This window comes from Acinetobacter sp. KS-LM10, assembly GCF_036896575.1.
GTDB classification, from domain to species: Bacteria; Pseudomonadota; Gammaproteobacteria; order Pseudomonadales; family Moraxellaceae; genus Acinetobacter; species Acinetobacter avistercoris.
Map to the genome: position 1 here is coordinate 1,383,723 of NZ_CP145906.1, position 15,107 is coordinate 1,398,829.

At 38.0% G+C, this 15,107-nt stretch carries 13 protein-coding genes and 1 pseudogene; 7 read left to right on the forward strand and 7 right to left on the reverse strand.

Annotation, left to right across the window (positions count from 1 at the left end; genetic code table 11):
• Nucleotides 1-104 precede the first annotated feature (104 nt).
• Together V5M36_RS06330 and V5M36_RS06335 are read right to left on the reverse strand one after the other, a co-directional pair.
• On the reverse strand, nt 105-611 hold the full coding sequence (locus V5M36_RS06330) for a hypothetical protein (protein ID WP_338563190.1): 507 nt from the start codon (nt 609-611) through the stop codon (nt 105-107).
• 232 nt (nt 612-843) lie between these two features.
• On the reverse strand, nt 844-1,272 hold the full coding sequence (locus tag V5M36_RS06335) for a glycine zipper domain-containing protein (RefSeq protein ID WP_338563192.1): 429 nt from the start codon (nt 1,270-1,272) through the stop codon (nt 844-846).
• 525 nt (nt 1,273-1,797) lie between these two features.
• On the opposite strand from V5M36_RS06335, the gene prfA reads away from it, so the two are divergent.
• On the forward strand, nt 1,798-2,886 hold the full coding sequence (prfA, locus tag V5M36_RS06340; protein WP_338563194.1) for a peptide chain release factor 1: 1,089 nt from the start codon (nt 1,798-1,800) through the stop codon (nt 2,884-2,886).
• Nucleotides 2,886-3,707 (forward strand): peptide chain release factor N(5)-glutamine methyltransferase, encoded by an 822-nt coding sequence (gene prmC, locus V5M36_RS06345; protein ID WP_338563196.1) that lies wholly within the window; start codon nt 2,886-2,888, stop codon nt 3,705-3,707. The genes prfA and prmC overlap by 1 nt, the downstream gene beginning before the upstream one ends.
• A gap of 55 nt (nt 3,708-3,762) precedes the next feature.
• Here prmC and V5M36_RS06350 read toward each other — a convergent pair.
• The 3 genes and pseudogenes from V5M36_RS06350 to V5M36_RS06360 all read right to left on the reverse strand — a co-directional run.
• A pseudogene (locus tag V5M36_RS06350) lies at nt 3,763-4,506 on the reverse strand (ABC transporter permease); the annotation flags it as partial.
• A gap of 88 nt (nt 4,507-4,594) precedes the next feature.
• Nucleotides 4,595-5,563 (reverse strand): aliphatic sulfonate ABC transporter substrate-binding protein, encoded by a 969-nt coding sequence (locus tag V5M36_RS06355; RefSeq protein WP_338563199.1) that lies wholly within the window; start codon nt 5,561-5,563, stop codon nt 4,595-4,597.
• 418 nt (nt 5,564-5,981) lie between these two features.
• Nucleotides 5,982-7,184 carry a multidrug effflux MFS transporter gene (locus V5M36_RS06360; protein WP_338563202.1) on the reverse strand — a complete coding sequence of 401 codons (1,203 nt, stop codon included), beginning with the start codon at nt 7,182-7,184 and terminating at the stop codon, nt 5,982-5,984.
• 30 nt (nt 7,185-7,214) lie between these two features.
• Between V5M36_RS06360 and V5M36_RS06365 the strand changes: the two genes are divergently transcribed.
• Nucleotides 7,215-7,937: a TetR/AcrR family transcriptional regulator gene (locus V5M36_RS06365; RefSeq protein WP_338563205.1), complete on the forward strand. Its 723-nt coding sequence runs from the start codon at nt 7,215-7,217 to the stop codon at nt 7,935-7,937.
• 192 nt (nt 7,938-8,129) lie between these two features.
• Here V5M36_RS06365 and V5M36_RS06370 read toward each other — a convergent pair whose 3' ends face one another.
• Complete coding sequence (locus tag V5M36_RS06370; protein WP_338563207.1) at nt 8,130-8,480, reverse strand: hypothetical protein; 351 nt, start codon at nt 8,478-8,480, stop codon at nt 8,130-8,132.
• Nucleotides 8,481-8,657: 177 nt separating this feature from the next.
• On the reverse strand, nt 8,658-9,725 hold the full coding sequence (locus V5M36_RS06375; RefSeq protein ID WP_338563209.1) for an AraC family transcriptional regulator: 1,068 nt from the start codon (nt 9,723-9,725) through the stop codon (nt 8,658-8,660).
• Nucleotides 9,726-9,887: 162 nt separating this feature from the next.
• Between V5M36_RS06375 and V5M36_RS06380 the strand changes: the two genes are divergently transcribed.
• The 4 genes from V5M36_RS06380 (at nt 9,888) to V5M36_RS06395 (ending at nt 15,070) form a co-directional block, all read left to right on the forward strand.
• A complete protein-coding gene (locus tag V5M36_RS06380; RefSeq protein ID WP_338563212.1) occupies nt 9,888-10,658 on the forward strand; it encodes an SDR family NAD(P)-dependent oxidoreductase in 771 nt (256 codons plus the stop codon).
• A gap of 268 nt (nt 10,659-10,926) precedes the next feature.
• Complete coding sequence (locus V5M36_RS06385; protein WP_338563214.1) at nt 10,927-12,063, forward strand: acyl-CoA dehydrogenase family protein; 1,137 nt, start codon at nt 10,927-10,929, stop codon at nt 12,061-12,063.
• A gap of 264 nt (nt 12,064-12,327) precedes the next feature.
• Nucleotides 12,328-13,974 (forward strand): AMP-binding protein, encoded by a 1,647-nt coding sequence (locus V5M36_RS06390; protein WP_338563217.1) that lies wholly within the window; start codon nt 12,328-12,330, stop codon nt 13,972-13,974.
• A gap of 304 nt (nt 13,975-14,278) precedes the next feature.
• Nucleotides 14,279-15,070: a HesA/MoeB/ThiF family protein gene (locus tag V5M36_RS06395; protein ID WP_338563220.1), complete on the forward strand. Its 792-nt coding sequence runs from the start codon at nt 14,279-14,281 to the stop codon at nt 15,068-15,070.
• The last annotated feature ends 37 nt before the right edge of the window (nt 15,071-15,107 follow it).

Here is a 15,107-nt window from a genome sequence, read left to right on the forward strand (position 1 = left end):
GTATATTGAAAAAAAACGATATAAGTGTGGCTGATTGATTTATCTTGATATTTTGTCTTAAATAAAAAAAGCACCCGAAGGTGCTGAAAAAGAAAAAGGAAGAATTAACGGTTGTTTTTATACCAACCTTGATGTCGTCCATTGTTTCCACGGTAGTCACGATCATTGTAGCGATAATTGTTATTACGATAGTTTCGATCACGACGGTCATAGCGATTGTTACGGTCGTATCGGTCATCATAACGACGATCTTCTGATACTTTCTTACCGAGTACCGAACCACCTGCAGAACCAATTGCAGCACCGGCATATCCACCAGTGGAACCCCCCATGTTATTACCGACGGTATAACCGCCAACGCCACCTAAAGCTGCACCAATCGCAGCAGCATTACGATCGCTTTTACTGGCAGAGGCAGCGGCGCCACCTGCACCACCAATTGCTGAACCAATCATTGCGCCAGTTGAGCCGCCCATTTTATCGCCAATAGCGGCGCCAACGACACCACCGAGTGCAGATGTTAATGCAACACGTGTAGAATTATCTGCTTGAGCCGTAGTGATACCCACGGTTGCGATTACGGCAGCAAAGACGATTGACTTGAATTTCATAACGGACTCCTTGACGAAGCTATATTTATTGGATGGATTCAATATAAAAAATCATTGATTAGGGAGCGTGGAGCTAACGTTTATGATTTGTATTTTCTCCTTCAAAATTAATTCATAATGAAGATACATTTATGAATTTTATATAAAAAAAAGCACCCGAGGGTGCTTGTAAAAGAGAATATAATTATAAAGAACATGCTTATAAAATAGAATGTGCTTTAAAAATAAGAAATTAATGACGACGATTACGTTTTTTCTTCCATTTACGATCTTGGCGTGCGTCAGAAATCTTATCTTTAGAAATTTTATTACCCAAAGCAGCACCACCAGCAGCACCTAAAGCAGAACCGATGTAACCACCGTTTGAACCACCCATATTTTTACCAACGGTATAACCTGCACCGCCACCTAGGGCACCACCAATCGCAGATTCAGTACGGTTACGTTTATTGCTGGCAACGGCCGCACCACCTGCACCACCTAAAGCAGCACCAATCGTTGCGCCTGTATTACCGCCCATATTTTTACCTAGGGCTGTACCTGCAACACTCCCTAATGCACTTGCAGCTGCAACACGAGCTGTACTGTCTGCATGAGCAGTCACAGTGAACATAGAAGCAGTTGCCAATGTAGCTGTCATCAATAAAGTATTCAATTTCATTTTTAACTCCATGTCCAAGTGAATAGGACTCAAAATATTTCGTTGAGACAAATGTAACAAAAATATGAGCTTTAAATATGGAGATGAAAACAGAGAATGATGCAGTTTCGTATACAGTTGTTGTCTTTATATTACAAGCGTTTAAAAACTAGACGAATAAAAAGAGAATACGTAGAAAATATGAAGATGTTAGAAATATCACTGTATTAGATTTTTATTTCTATGCTCTAGTTCAACTTTATTAAGCTTTAATATATTGAGCTGTCTTGAACTGAGTGGTTGATTTCTAAATATTGAAGAGGATTGATCAAATATTCAATGTAGCTCACTCCGAATCTATTTAATATTCAACAACTCTATATTGCGTTATTCGCTTTTAGTTTATTGCTGATTGAGGGCTAGATATGTCTTTTAAACTCGAGAATCGGTAAACTATGCTTAATTTAGAATTTACTGACCATCACTATCGTGCATTGAGCGGTGTAGTGTATTTGGTTGAGTCCTTAGCTTGAGATCCTATTTAAAATGAAAGAATCGTTACGTTTACGATTAGACCAACTTTGTGATCGTCATGAAGAGTTAGAAGCATTATTGGCAGATATTCAAGTTATTTCAGACAATAAACGTTTCCGTGATTTGTCACGTGAACATAATGATTTAACTGAAATCACCAATGTGTGGAAAAAATATCTTCAAGCCGAGCAAGATATTTTGACCGCTGGGGAAATGGCTTCTGATCCAGATTTTAAAGAGATGGCTCAAGAAGAAATTAAGGAAAATAAAGCGCTCATTGGTCAGCTTGAAGCTGATTTAAATATTTTAATGATTCCGAAAGATCCTAATGATGCAAACTCTGCATATTTAGAAATACGCGCTGGAACAGGGGGCGACGAAGCCGCAATTTTCTCAGGCGATTTATATCGTATGTATAGTAAATATGCAGAAAATATGGGTTGGCGTATTGAAGTACTTTCTGAAAATGAAGGCGAGCATGGCGGTTATAAAGAAGTCATTTGTCTCATCAATGGTGATGGGGTGTATGGTCGTTTGAAATTCGAAAGTGGCGCACACCGTGTACAACGTGTACCCGCGACTGAATCGCAAGGCCGTGTTCATACTTCAGCATGTACTGTGGCTATTTTGCCTGAAATTGATGTTGATACATCTGTTGAAATTAACTCTTCTGAACTGCGTATTGATACTTATCGTGCTTCGGGTGCGGGTGGTCAGCATATTAACAAAACGGATTCAGCTGTTCGAATTACTCATTTACCGACAGGTACTGTGGTTGAGTGTCAGGACGAACGTTCACAACATAAAAACAAAGCCAAAGCGATGGCCTTGTTGGTTTCACGTTTAGAAAATGCCAAACGTGCTGCGGCAGACGCAGCTACATCTGAAATGCGCCGTGACTTAGTGGGATCGGGTGACCGTTCGGAGCGTATACGTACTTATAACTATCCGCAAGGACGTATGACTGATCATCGCATTAACTTAACATTATATAAGTTAGATGCCGTGATGGAAGGTGATTTAACTGAATTACTGGACAGTTTACATCGTGAATATCAAGCAGATATGTTAGCAATGCTCGCACAGCAGAATGGTGGATAATGAATATTGGACAGGCTTTGGCCTTACGCGGTGAAGTTGAAAGTTACGAGCGCCAAGAAAATGAATGGTTGCTTGAACACATTACCAAAATTGATTCGTTTGATTTGGTCATGAAGAAAACGCAAGAACTGACTGCTGAGCAAGAACAAGATTATGTGGCTGCTTTAAAACGCATTGAGGCAGGTGAGCCTTTGGCTTATGTGACAGGTTCTCAACCTTTTTGGACGCTTGACCTAAAAGTGACTAAAGACACCTTGGTTCCACGTCCTGATACTGAAATTCTAGTTGAAACAGTTTTGCGTCTAGATTTACCTAAAGATGCTCGTATTGTAGATTTGGGAACAGGCACTGGAGCAATTGCATTATCACTTGCGAGTGAGCGTCCAGAGTGGGATATCACTGCAACTGATATTTATGCACCGACTTTGGAAGTGGCACAATTTAATGCCGAAAAACATGATTTAAATCAGGTGAAATTTGCTTGTGGTTCATGGTTTAAAGCGTTGGGACGTAATCAGTTTTTTGATGTGATTGTTTCAAATCCGCCCTATATTGCAGAAAATGATAAACACATGAAAGGGCTTGCTTCTGAACCTAAGCGTGCTTTGGTTTCGGATAAACATGGACTTGCAGATATTGAACATATTGTTCAAGTGGGCAAAAAAATGTTGACAGCAAAAGGCTGGATCGTGATTGAGCACGGTTATGATCAGTCTGATGCTGTGCAAAAAATCTTTAAAGATTCGCATTTCAAAAAAATTAGTACCGTTAAAGATTATGGCGGTAATGATCGCGTTACTATGGGTCAGTGGCCGAATTAAAATGTGAGTCAGTCATTATAAAAAAGCGCATTGTATGCGCTTTTTTATTTAATCTTTATTTGACAACATCCCGCCAACGTAACAACCAATGTTCTATCAGTCTCATTAAACCATCACTGATTTTACCCAAAACGGCCAAGAGAATAATCGCAATAATGACAATATCAGGACGGGATGTTTCTCGACCATCACTAAGTAAATAGCCAATCCCTTGTGTAGCTGCGATCAATTCGGCGGCGATCATAAACATCCAAGATAAACTTAAACTGACTCTCAATCCTGTCAAAATACTTGGAGATGCTGCAGGTAAGATGATCTGACGAATTTGCTGTAGATAAGACAAACGGTAAACCTTTGCCAACTCAATTAATTTTCGATCAACCCCGTGAATCCCGGAGACCGTGTTGGTATAGATGGGGAAGAAAGCACCAATGGCAATTAAGGTAATCTTTGAACCTTCATCAATTCCAAGCCAAAGCAGAAGCAATGGTATCCACGCTAGACTTGGGATGGATTTTATTGCAGAAAAACTAGGTTCTAAAAAAGCCTCTGCCTGCTTATTTAAACCCACTAAAATCGCAAAAAATAATCCTAAAATACTCCCAATTCCAAAACCAAGAAAAACCCGCCAGGTACTGGTCCAGATATGTTGAAGTAAGTCCGATTCAGCCAAATCTTTGAGAGACTGCCATAAGCTGCTAGGTGCGGGCAGTAAATAAGGTTCGATAAAACCACTACGCACTAGATATTCACAAATTATAATCAGCAAAATAGGCAAGGTGATTGCCTTGGCCCATTTTGAGAAATAACGCGATAAAATTGAAGCAGCTCCAGAATCTGTATTTTTCAGAGACTTCGCTTTTAATGATTTCGAAGGAACAACCATATTAACGAATAACCTTTTTTGCAAATTTTGCGTCAAAGAGTTGATCGATCACTTGGTTAACATCTGTTCCTTTACGAACCAATTCTTCTTCAGTCAAAATACTGCCTGATTTCTTTAATGCGCTGACATGTTTGGTGCTTGGTGTATTTTGATCGAAATTGGTTCGGCTTAATTGTAGGTTCGCGACAGCAAGTGGTAATTTTGCTTCTCGTGCTAAAAGTTCAGCCAATTTTTCTGGATTTGCTTTTGCCCATTTTCGTGCTTGTTCATAAGCTTTAATTACAGCTTCAACGGCTTCAGGACTTTCTTTGCTAAAAGACTCTTTGGTACTGAGTACGCTATAACTATTGAAACCCACATTTCTGTAGAGTAGATTCGCACCAGATTGAATTTGAGCTGAAGCCATTAACGGATCAAGTCCAGCCCAAGCATCGACTTGACCACGCTCTAAAGCAGTCTTTCCATCAGGATGCTGTAAGTGAACCAATTGCACATCTCGTTTATTTAAGCCGACCGTATCAAGGGCTTGTAAAGTAAACAAAAAGGGATCTGTTCCTTTGGTTGCAGCGATTTTCTTACCTTTTAAATCTTGTAATTTTTTAATGGGAGAATTTTTAGCAACGACCAGTGCAGTCCATTCAGGTTGGCTTTGGATATAAACTGTTTTAATTGGACTACCATTCGCTCGACTGAGGACGGCAGCAAGTCCTGCTGTAGATGAAAAATCGATACTATTGCTATTCAAATATTCTAATGAGCGATTACTTCCTTGACTAAAGACCCACTTAATTTGCGTCTTTGGTAAAGCTTTTTCTAATAATTTTTGCTCTTTGACCACCAAACTGGTGGGTGCATAATAGGCATAATCTAATTTTAAAGTCGTTGGAAGCGCAGCAAAACTATAAGCACTAAACAATGTTAGCGCGACACCAGTGAGTAAAATCCTTTTTCGTATAACATTCAATTTCATAATGTAAATCCTAAAATGTATCGAGATAAATATGAGGATCAGTATTTACATGCATGTTGATATTTATACAAAAATTAAATTAAGATAAAAATATATACATTTTTGATATGTGTGTTTAATAGGTTTAGTTATTTGAATTTATTAATTTTTTTATATAATTAAGCGCCGTATTTATTTATATAAAATATTAAGATCATCAGCAGAAAATATTTAATACAGTTTTATTGATGAATAAACAAATCAAACTAAAAATAAGTACTGAATTTATAAGTCTTTATTCTATAAAAATTGAGCGCAGAAGTTTTAAATTTACAATTACAAGATCGACGTTTTTAGAAAATAGATATTCAAAGAGTTGTTTATAAAAAAAGCCATCAATTGATGGCTTTTAAAGACGGAATAATATCAATAATAAGTTTTAATGTGTGTGTGTGATTGGAATATTTTTTTCAAACAAAATATGGCACATCAATACAGATATGAGTGCACAGATGAAAATAACCATCACTAAACCTAAGCCTCCCCAGATCGCCAGTGCACCGGTAAGGGCTGAAATGATAGCACCCGCACCAAATTGCATTGAACCGAGTAATGCAGAAGCAGTTCCTGTATGTTCATGTTGACGCATCAAGGCCAATTGGCTGCCTGTTGGCATGATGAAGCCTAAGAGTGACACTACGACAAATAAACCAGTACACAGCACATAAAGATGTGAATAACCCAAACTTAAGTAAGCAAATAATAAGGCAATGACGATGAAATAAGCGCTATTAATGATCTTATAAGTTTTGAGAGCACCATACTTTTCATGCAATTTTGGATTGAAAATAGCCGAAGCAACAAGACCAAGCGCGTTGACGGCAAATAAAACACTAAACTGAGTCGAGCTGAGTTGGTATTCACTGATAAATACACTCGCGGAACCTGCTAAATATGCAAAGAAACCTGCTTGAGCAATACATAAAGTAAGAGCATAGACGATAAACTTACGATCAGTTGCAATATTTAAATAATGATGAAAAGTTTTGCTGAGTTTAAAGTCATTTCGGTGTTTGATTGACCGTGTTTCTGGCAGTAGACTTGCACAAGCCACTAAAATAATCGCTGAATAGATTGCCAAGAAAATGAAAATTGCTCGCCAAGAATCTAAAGTCTGTAGTCCATTACCAATGAGCGGAGCGAGGACAGGAGACAATCCTAAAATCGCTAAAACCATGGACATTATTTTACCCATCATTGGGCCTTGGTATAAATCTTTAATCATCGCAAAAGCGATGACCATACCAATTGAGCCGCCTAAGCCTTGAAGCAAACGTAGTGCATGTAGCTGTGTAACATTTTCAGCAAAAGCACAGCCGATTGAACCAATGATAAAAATGATTAGACCTAAATTGATCATTGGCTTACGGCCAAATTTGTCCGAAAGTGGGCCATAAAATAATTGACCCAGCATCAAACCCACAAAAAAAGTCATTAAACTGAGCTGAATCGCACCTTCTGACGTGTTTAAGCTTGCTGCCATTGCAGGAATACTGGGTAGGTACATATCAATACCGAGCGGACCAATTGTGCTTAATGCACCAATCAGTAGCGGCGTGAAGCGTGTTGCAGAGGAAGTCATAGGCACTGAAATAGGCTAAGATAGAAAGGAATGAGCGCATTAGAAACCAATGGGTTTCCTAAGTCAAGTGAGAGTAACATGTCGAAAATGGGGCGACCGTTGGCCATGCCTGTCGAAGATCGTTGTAAAGAAATCTTTAGTGCAGCAGAGAAATTGTTTGGGCTTAAGGGTTTTGCCAATGTCACGATGGCAGAAATTGCAGCAGAAAGTGGGATGTCTAAAAAAACTCTATATGTGCTTTTTTCAGATAAAAAAGCGCTGTTAAAATCTTTAGTCTCTTCCAGTTTTGTGTGGTCAGATCAAATTTTAACTTTGGAAGAAAATCTCACCGCAATTGCTGCACTCAAAAGACATCTAAATGTGATTGCTGAATATGTTTTATCGGAACGACATTTAAAGCTTTGTCGTTTGGCTATAGCAGAAAATTATGGGGCGGAAGGGTTAGCAGATACGTTTTATCAAATGGGAATTTCAAAGAGCCGTCAAAGTTTAATGGATTCAATTGATAAAATTCCACGTGCTCAGCATAGATTACAGTTAGACATAGGTCTTTTAGCAGATATGATCTTTGGCGCTGTGATTGGAAAGAAAATGAACGATGCGTTAATGACAAATCAGATTTTGAATGTAGACAGTAAGCTATTAAGTGATGAGCATAAAACCAGCCTCGAACAGCAATCGAGTCCAGATTTTGAAATGATTGCGATGCAAATAACGTCTGTAGTGGATGCGTTATTTGTTGAAATTCCATAAATTATGCTCAATAAACTTCAATTAAGTGACCACTATTTAAATGACCAATATTTAAATGGTCAATATTTAAGTGGCCAATAATTAGATGATCAACAATTATTCGAGTTTTAGAAATCATCAAAAAGCGACTCATTTGAAAGCCGCTTTTGGTATGAAAATGAAGTGATTTCTCAGTTGAAAATTAAATAATTTTTAAACTGGATAGTCTTGCAAGCTTTCAGGAATGTAAACACTCTCTAGAACATCTGTTTCAAGTGCAAGGCATAGAGCTACAACTTTGGCTGTGTCGTTGAGTAATTCACGACTTAAAGCAGCATCAGTCTGAATGGCTTGAATATGATCAGGGTGAATATCAAGTGCTTGAGCAAGTTCAAGTGGACTATGTTCAAGCAAGAATGATGCAATGACATTGTTTAGTTGTAACTTTGAAGCATTTAAAATGCCTTGATTGAGTTCTTCTTCAAAATTGATCGTAGGCGATGTAAGCGCACACTTAAAGTTTTGTACTAGATTTTGTTCAAGTACATCAGACATCTTAAGCATAATAAAACCTATAGCTGATTTAACAGTTGAGGGGGAGATTTTGGATTGCATAAACGCAATAAATTGAGTGAAAAATAGTCTAAAATGTTAATCAATGCAATTTTTTTAAGATTGAAGGGTTTTGATTTTTAATCAATAAATTTTAAATTTATAAATATTCAAATAGAAATAAATAACTTAATTTGAACTGATGGTCGGTGACTGATCAGTCTCTTGATTTATTGAATGACGATATGCTCCAGGACTGACACCCGTCCATTTTTTAAAAGCACGATGAAATGCACTCGGATCATGGAAATTAAGTTCATCGCTAATATCTTGTAAAGACTGAGAGGTTTTACTGAGAAGTTCTATCGCAGTGTCTCTGCGGATTTCATTTTTGAGTTGTTGGTAACTTACGCCTTCAGCTTTCAATCGCCGTTGAAACGTCGCTTCAGACAAGTTTAATTGTTGAGCAAGATCGTGTACTTCAACCCATTCTGAAGGGTGAAGTTGCATCAGCTGCTTTCGAATCATATTTGCAATAGAGTTCGGGTTTTTAAAACGCACCAATAGATTATTCGGTGTTTGTTGAATAAATTGTTTCCATGAGGCGTGGTTTTGTTTGATCGGTATATTTAAGCAGTTGGCATCAAACTGTAGATAATTCTCATCACAATCATATTTAATCTCTTCACAAAAGCGGACTTTATAATCTGAATCATCATCTGGTGCTGGGCACTTGAGTTGTATTTGTTTGAGTGAAATCCGTTGTCCTGTCAGCCAACAGATTAAACTATGAATCAGCATCATATAAGTCGCATAAGAAAACATGGTTTTGGTGTTTTTCAGATCATTAATTACGATATATGCATAATTTTCTTGCACAAATAACTGACTTTTTAGGTCATCTAGAATGGCATTGAAAAATTTTAAAATATGTTCAATCGCGTGTTTTAAATTATGACTATGAATGACTAATTCAGAAATTAATTGGTAAGAACCACGCCGCATAGGATGGCTGTCCATGGCAAAAAACTCATCATTCAAATGATTCGATAACTCAATCCAGAACTGACCAAAACTACTCACCGAAATTCTTGCTTTAGGCGATGCCAATAATTCAGCTGATATTCCAACTTTTTCTAGTACCTGCGTGGTATCTATACCTTTTTCATGGGCAGCACTTAATGCCTGATGTACCAATGAAATGGAAATGGTTCCTTTACTATATTGAGTCTGTTGAATCTTTAAAGATCCTTGCATGATTGAATTCCACCAAGGTGATTGTCCAAATGCGTCAATGCATATGCTACTTTTGGAAATTGTACTCAAGCTAGAGTGTGTTTACTCTGCGTCTTAAGTCGAGTAGAAATTTAAGAAATTAACATCAAAAAATATTTATGAAAAACTCAAAAGGAATATGACATGAAAATTAATGGAAAAGTTTTTGTCGTAACAGGTGGTGCATCGGGCTTAGGTGCTGCAACTGCATCATATTTGGTTGATCAAGGTGCTCGAGTAATTATGGTCGATATGAACCAAGCACTGGGAGAGCAATTACAGCAGCAGTTAGGAAATAATGCTCAATTTGTCAGTTTAGATGTCACTGATGAAGCAGCAGTTGAGAATTTTTTTAAGCAAGTTGAACAAGAGTATGGTCAGCTGAATGGTTTAATTAACTGTGCAGGTGTTGGACCTTCTGCAAAAGTATTGGGCCGTGAGGGTTTGCATGAATTAGCACTGTTCCAAAAAGTATTAAATATTAATGTCAATGGCACATTTAATATGCTGCGTTTTGCAGCACAACTGATTGCGAAGTACGAATTACAAGCAGGTGAGGAAGAGCGTGGCGTTATTGTGAACACGGCTTCAGTTGCGGCTTTTGATGGTCAAATTGGCCAAACTGCATACGCTGCGTCTAAAGGTGCAGTGGTCGCGATGACATTACCCTTAGCACGTGAACTGGCAAGAAATGGAATTCGTGTGATGACCATTGCACCTGGCATTATGGAAACGCCAATGTTGAAAGGCTTAGCACAAAATGTTCAAGATTCCTTGGGTCTGATGGTGCCATTCCCACCACGTTTAGCGAAACCTGAAGAGTTTGCACATTTGGTCGGTCATATCTGTGAAAATGCGTATTTGAATGGTGAAGTGATTCGATTAGATGGCGCGATTCGTATGGCAGCGAAGTAGAGAAATTCTTGCTTTTAATTAAATCAAACATAAATGTGAATTTAAAAAAGACGATTTGATTCATCACCTCTAATCGATATTCGGTCGAATGTATCTTATCTAAGTGTTGCTCTTATTTTTAAGGATCAATAGGCACATTTCTTTGTTGAACTGAAGATAGAGAATGGTCTCTCAGTTCAACAGAATTGATTAATTTTGCTTTTTACATGTTCCAAATACATCAAAGATTCAAAAAATAATTTATACCGAACTATGAGAGGGAAGCTCAATGATTTTAAATGATGAACAAAAAATGGTTCAGGACATGTTACGCAGTTATTCGCAAGAAAAACTTAAACCCACAGCTTCTGAGCGTGACAAAAGTCATCGTTTTCCGAAACAAGAATTAAAAGAATTGGGTGATTTAGGTGCATTGGGCATGACAGTTCCTACAGAGTGGGGCGGTGCAGGATTGGATTATGTTTCTTTGGTATTGGCCATTGAAGAAATTGCTGCAGGCGATGGGGCGATCTCGACCATAGTCAGTGTACAAAATTCATTGCCTTGTGGAATTACGTTGAAATATGGTTCAAAAACTCAAAAAGAAAAGTATCTAACGAAATTAGCCCGTGGAGAGTGGTTAGGCTGTTTTTGTCTAACTGAGCCGCAAGCTGGTTCAGATGCGGGCGCATTGTTATGCACAGCTCAGCGAGATGGTGACAGTTGGGTTTTAAATGGCACCAAACAATTTATTACCACGGGCAAACATGCACAGCTTGCCATTGTTTTTGCAGTTACCGATCAAGCTGCAGGAAAAAAAGGAATTTCATGCTTTCTGGTTCCGACAGGCTTAGACGGTTTTATCGTTTCGCGTATTGAAGAAAAAATGGGACAACATTGTTCAGATACAGCCACCATTGTTTTAGACAACTGCCGAATTCCCTTGGATCATTTGTTAGGCCAAGAAGGTGAAGGCTATAAAATTGCACTTTCAAATCTCGAATCAGGACGTATTGGCATTGCTTCACAGTGTGTGGGTATGGCACGAGCTGCTTTAGATGCAGCTGTAGAATATGCCAATGAGCGTAAAGCTTTTGGAGTTGAAATTGTACAACATCAAGCTGTTGCTTTTCGTCTCGCAGATATGGCAACAAAAATAGAAGCTGCGCGTCAACTGGTTCTACATGCAGCCAGTTTAAAAGATGCAGGATTAGCATGTCTCAAAGAAGCATCTATGGCGAAATTATTTGCTTCTGAAATTGCAGAACGTGTCTGCTCAGATGCCATACAAATTCATGGTGGTTATGGATACGTTTCAGATTTTCCTGTAGAACGGATTTATAGAGATGTGCGTGTCAGCCAAATTTATGAAGGTGCATCCGATATTCAGCGATTGGTCATTGCACGGGAAGTGACAAAAATATAATGCGCTAACCTTCGTTTAATTCCTCTATTTTTAAACTTGAAATTTACTGTTCAAAAACTGCAATAGAGTTGAGGCATTTGGAAATTGCTCTGTGCCTTTATTCGTGATTATCTAGTTCTATTCAAAAAGAGGTTTAACGTATGAGCACTTTATGCTGCAACCTCGTAATACAACAACGATAACATTTAAAAAGTAATTTATAGATCTACGACATAAAATCAGTACATGAAGTGCTGGAGATTCAAAAGGATGAGGATAGACGTCATGAAGACATTAGAACAGGCATATCAAGAATTTGATTATGAGGCATTAATTAAACAGCAATTGATAGGTAATCCACACGCCATCAATGCTTATGTTGAATGCTGTGGACGTTATATCGGTTCAAATAAAATTGCATTAATTTGGGAAGGCAAAAATGGTGAATCTGAACAATGGACTTTTGATCAACTGGCTGAGAGTTCAGGCAAGCTTGCGAATTATTTCAATGCAATAGGTCTAAAAGCAGGGGATTGTATTGCAGGTTTACTGCCAAGAACACCAGAGTTATTGATTACTATACTGGCAACTTGGCGTATAGGTGCGATTTATCAACCGTTATTTACCGCATTTGAATCAAAGGCGATTGAACATCGTATTAATACCGCTCAAACGAAATTGATTGTGACCAATACTGAACAGCGCAGTAAGCTCAATGATTTAAACAATATTCATTTGCTGACAGTGAGCGTAGATGAGTCAATAGCTTCACTCGAAGCTCATTTTTGGCAAGAGATTGACAAATACCCATCAGATTTTGAACCTGCAATGCAAACATTTGAAGATGATTTTTTAATGATGTTTACTTCGGGTACGACGGGTTTAGCGAAGTCGGTACGTGTGCCTCACAAAGCCATTTTAGCGTTTAAAGAATACATGCGCCTTGCTGTAGATTTGCGTGAAGAAGATTCATTTTGGAATCTGGCAGATCCGGGATGGGCTTATGGGCTGTATTATGGCATTACAGGGCCATTGGCTATGGGGCATCGTATTATTATGGATGAGCGCAACTTTAGTGTGGATCACGCCGTAGCAGTTATTAAAAAATATCAAGTCAGTAACTTAACCGGCTCGCCAACAGCATTTCGTATGTTTTTTGGTTTTAAAGAAAAGTTTGATGTTTCTATTAAAACGCATCTGCGCGCGGTCAGCAGTGCTGGTGAGCCTTTAACACCTGAAGTGATTCATTGGTTTAATCAAGATTTAAATGTAAATATCTACGATCAATATGGGCAAACTGAACTTGGTATGGTCATTGCCAATCACCATGCTTTAGAACATCCTAAAAAGGTGGGTTCAGCTGGTTTTGCAAATCCAGGACATCGTTTCTGTGTGCTGAATGCAGAGCATCAAGAAGTTGAAAAAGGTGGTATTGGAACCTTAGCTATTGATTTTTCGCAATCACCTCTTGTTTGGTTCAAAGGCTATGGGGGCATCAATCGTAAGTCTTTTGTAGGTCATTATTATTTAACAGGAGATACCGTTAAGCTTAATGAATTAGGAGGCGTTGACTTTATTGGTCGTGATGATGATGTCATTACAACGTCAGGCTATCGTGTGGGCCCTTTCGATGTTGAAAGCACTTTACTTGAATGTGACGAGGTGCTTGAGTCGGCTGTGATTGGCAAGCCTGATCCTGAGCGAACTGAAGTGGTGAAAGCTTTTGTGGTGCTAAAACCCCAGTTTTCCTCAAGTGCAGAATTAGGATATAAGCTTCAAGAATATGTACGCTCAAGATTGTCCAAGCATGCTTATCCTAAAGAGATTGAGTTTGTCGATACTCTACCTAAGACCTCAAGTGGTAAAATTCAACGCAACTTACTTAAGCAACAAGAAATCGCTAAAATGCATGGAATTCAAAAAGTAAGTTAAATACATTAAATATAAAAGCATCCTTATAGGATGCTTTTTTTTAAGTACATTTCATACATTGGCTGATCGTTAATTTAATCATTAATAAAAGTAAAAACTTTATTGAATTGGGGTATTTGAAATACTATTTATTTGAAAATACTAATTTATTTGAGTGGCTAACGTTTTAGCGAAAGGTTATTCGAGTTTAGCTAGATTTATAAGTTTTTCTTAGTTCTTGGTTTTTATAATGTTGGTTAAATAAATGAATCTTTTGATAAGATTGATATTACAATCTTAATATTTATTCTCTGAGGCTTTTTGATTGACTGAATTAAACGAAAGTAGTTTAGAACTCACTGAATCTGAAATGCATCTCTACTCACGTCAAATTCTCTTGGATGGTTGGGATCTGGACGCTCAAGAAAAGCTCAAACTCAGTAATGTTTTGATTGTGGGGTGTGGCGGTATTGGTTGCACAACAGCAGAATTATTGGCACGTGCTGGTGTAGGTCAGATTACCCTCATTGATGCTGATACGATTGAAATGAGTAATTTACAACGTCAAATTTCCTATGTAGAGCAGGATATTGGATTTTATAAAGCTGAGATTTTAGCAAAACGCTTAAGACAGATTAATCCGCATATTCGTGTACAAAGCCATATCTACCTATTAGATAATCAAAATGCTAAAGAGCTCATTTCAGCACAGGATTTAGTTTTGGATGGCTGTGATAACTTCGAAACTCGTTATTTGGTCAATCAAATCTGCAAAGCTGAAAATATTCCACTGATTAGTGCCTCTGCTATTGGTTTCCAAGGGCAGTTATTTATGGTGGAGGGTGAGTCAGCTTGCTATGAATGTTTATTCCCTAAAGAACAGCACGCCAATGAAAGTTTACGCTGTGCTGATTCCGGTGTTCTGGCAACAACACCCAACGTAATGGCCAGTCTACAGTCACATCATGCACTGTTATATTTGGGTTTAAGTCTGACTCCACTTAAGCAAAAACTTATGCTTTGGGATGGCTTAACAATGAAACAACGAATTTTAGCCTTTGAAATAGATACAGATTGTCCAATCTGTCAGGCAAGACAATCCGCAAATGCATATTAATTTGTTACACTCAAACTCATTTAATTCTATTCAGACA

Coding starts and splice junctions, on each gene's coding strand:
- V5M36_RS06330 (WP_338563190.1), bottom strand. CDS start 611: ATGAAATTCAAGTCAATCGTCTTTGCTGCCGTAATCGCAACCGTGGGT.
- V5M36_RS06335 (WP_338563192.1), bottom strand. CDS start 1,272: ATGAAATTGAATACTTTATTGATGACAGCTACATTGGCAACTGCTTCT.
- prfA (WP_338563194.1), top strand. CDS start 1,798: ATGAAAGAATCGTTACGTTTACGATTAGACCAACTTTGTGATCGTCAT.
- prmC (WP_338563196.1), top strand. CDS start 2,886: ATGAATATTGGACAGGCTTTGGCCTTACGCGGTGAAGTTGAAAGTTAC.
- V5M36_RS06355 (WP_338563199.1), bottom strand. CDS start 5,563: ATGAAATTGAATGTTATACGAAAAAGGATTTTACTCACTGGTGTCGCG.
- V5M36_RS06360 (WP_338563202.1), bottom strand. CDS start 7,184: ATGACTTCCTCTGCAACACGCTTCACGCCGCTACTGATTGGTGCATTA.
- V5M36_RS06365 (WP_338563205.1), top strand. CDS start 7,215: ATGAGCGCATTAGAAACCAATGGGTTTCCTAAGTCAAGTGAGAGTAAC.
- V5M36_RS06370 (WP_338563207.1), bottom strand. CDS start 8,480: ATGCTTAAGATGTCTGATGTACTTGAACAAAATCTAGTACAAAACTTT.
- V5M36_RS06375 (WP_338563209.1), bottom strand. CDS start 9,725: ATGCAAGGATCTTTAAAGATTCAACAGACTCAATATAGTAAAGGAACC.
- V5M36_RS06380 (WP_338563212.1), top strand. CDS start 9,888: ATGAAAATTAATGGAAAAGTTTTTGTCGTAACAGGTGGTGCATCGGGC.
- V5M36_RS06385 (WP_338563214.1), top strand. CDS start 10,927: ATGATTTTAAATGATGAACAAAAAATGGTTCAGGACATGTTACGCAGT.
- V5M36_RS06390 (WP_338563217.1), top strand. CDS start 12,328: ATGAAGACATTAGAACAGGCATATCAAGAATTTGATTATGAGGCATTA.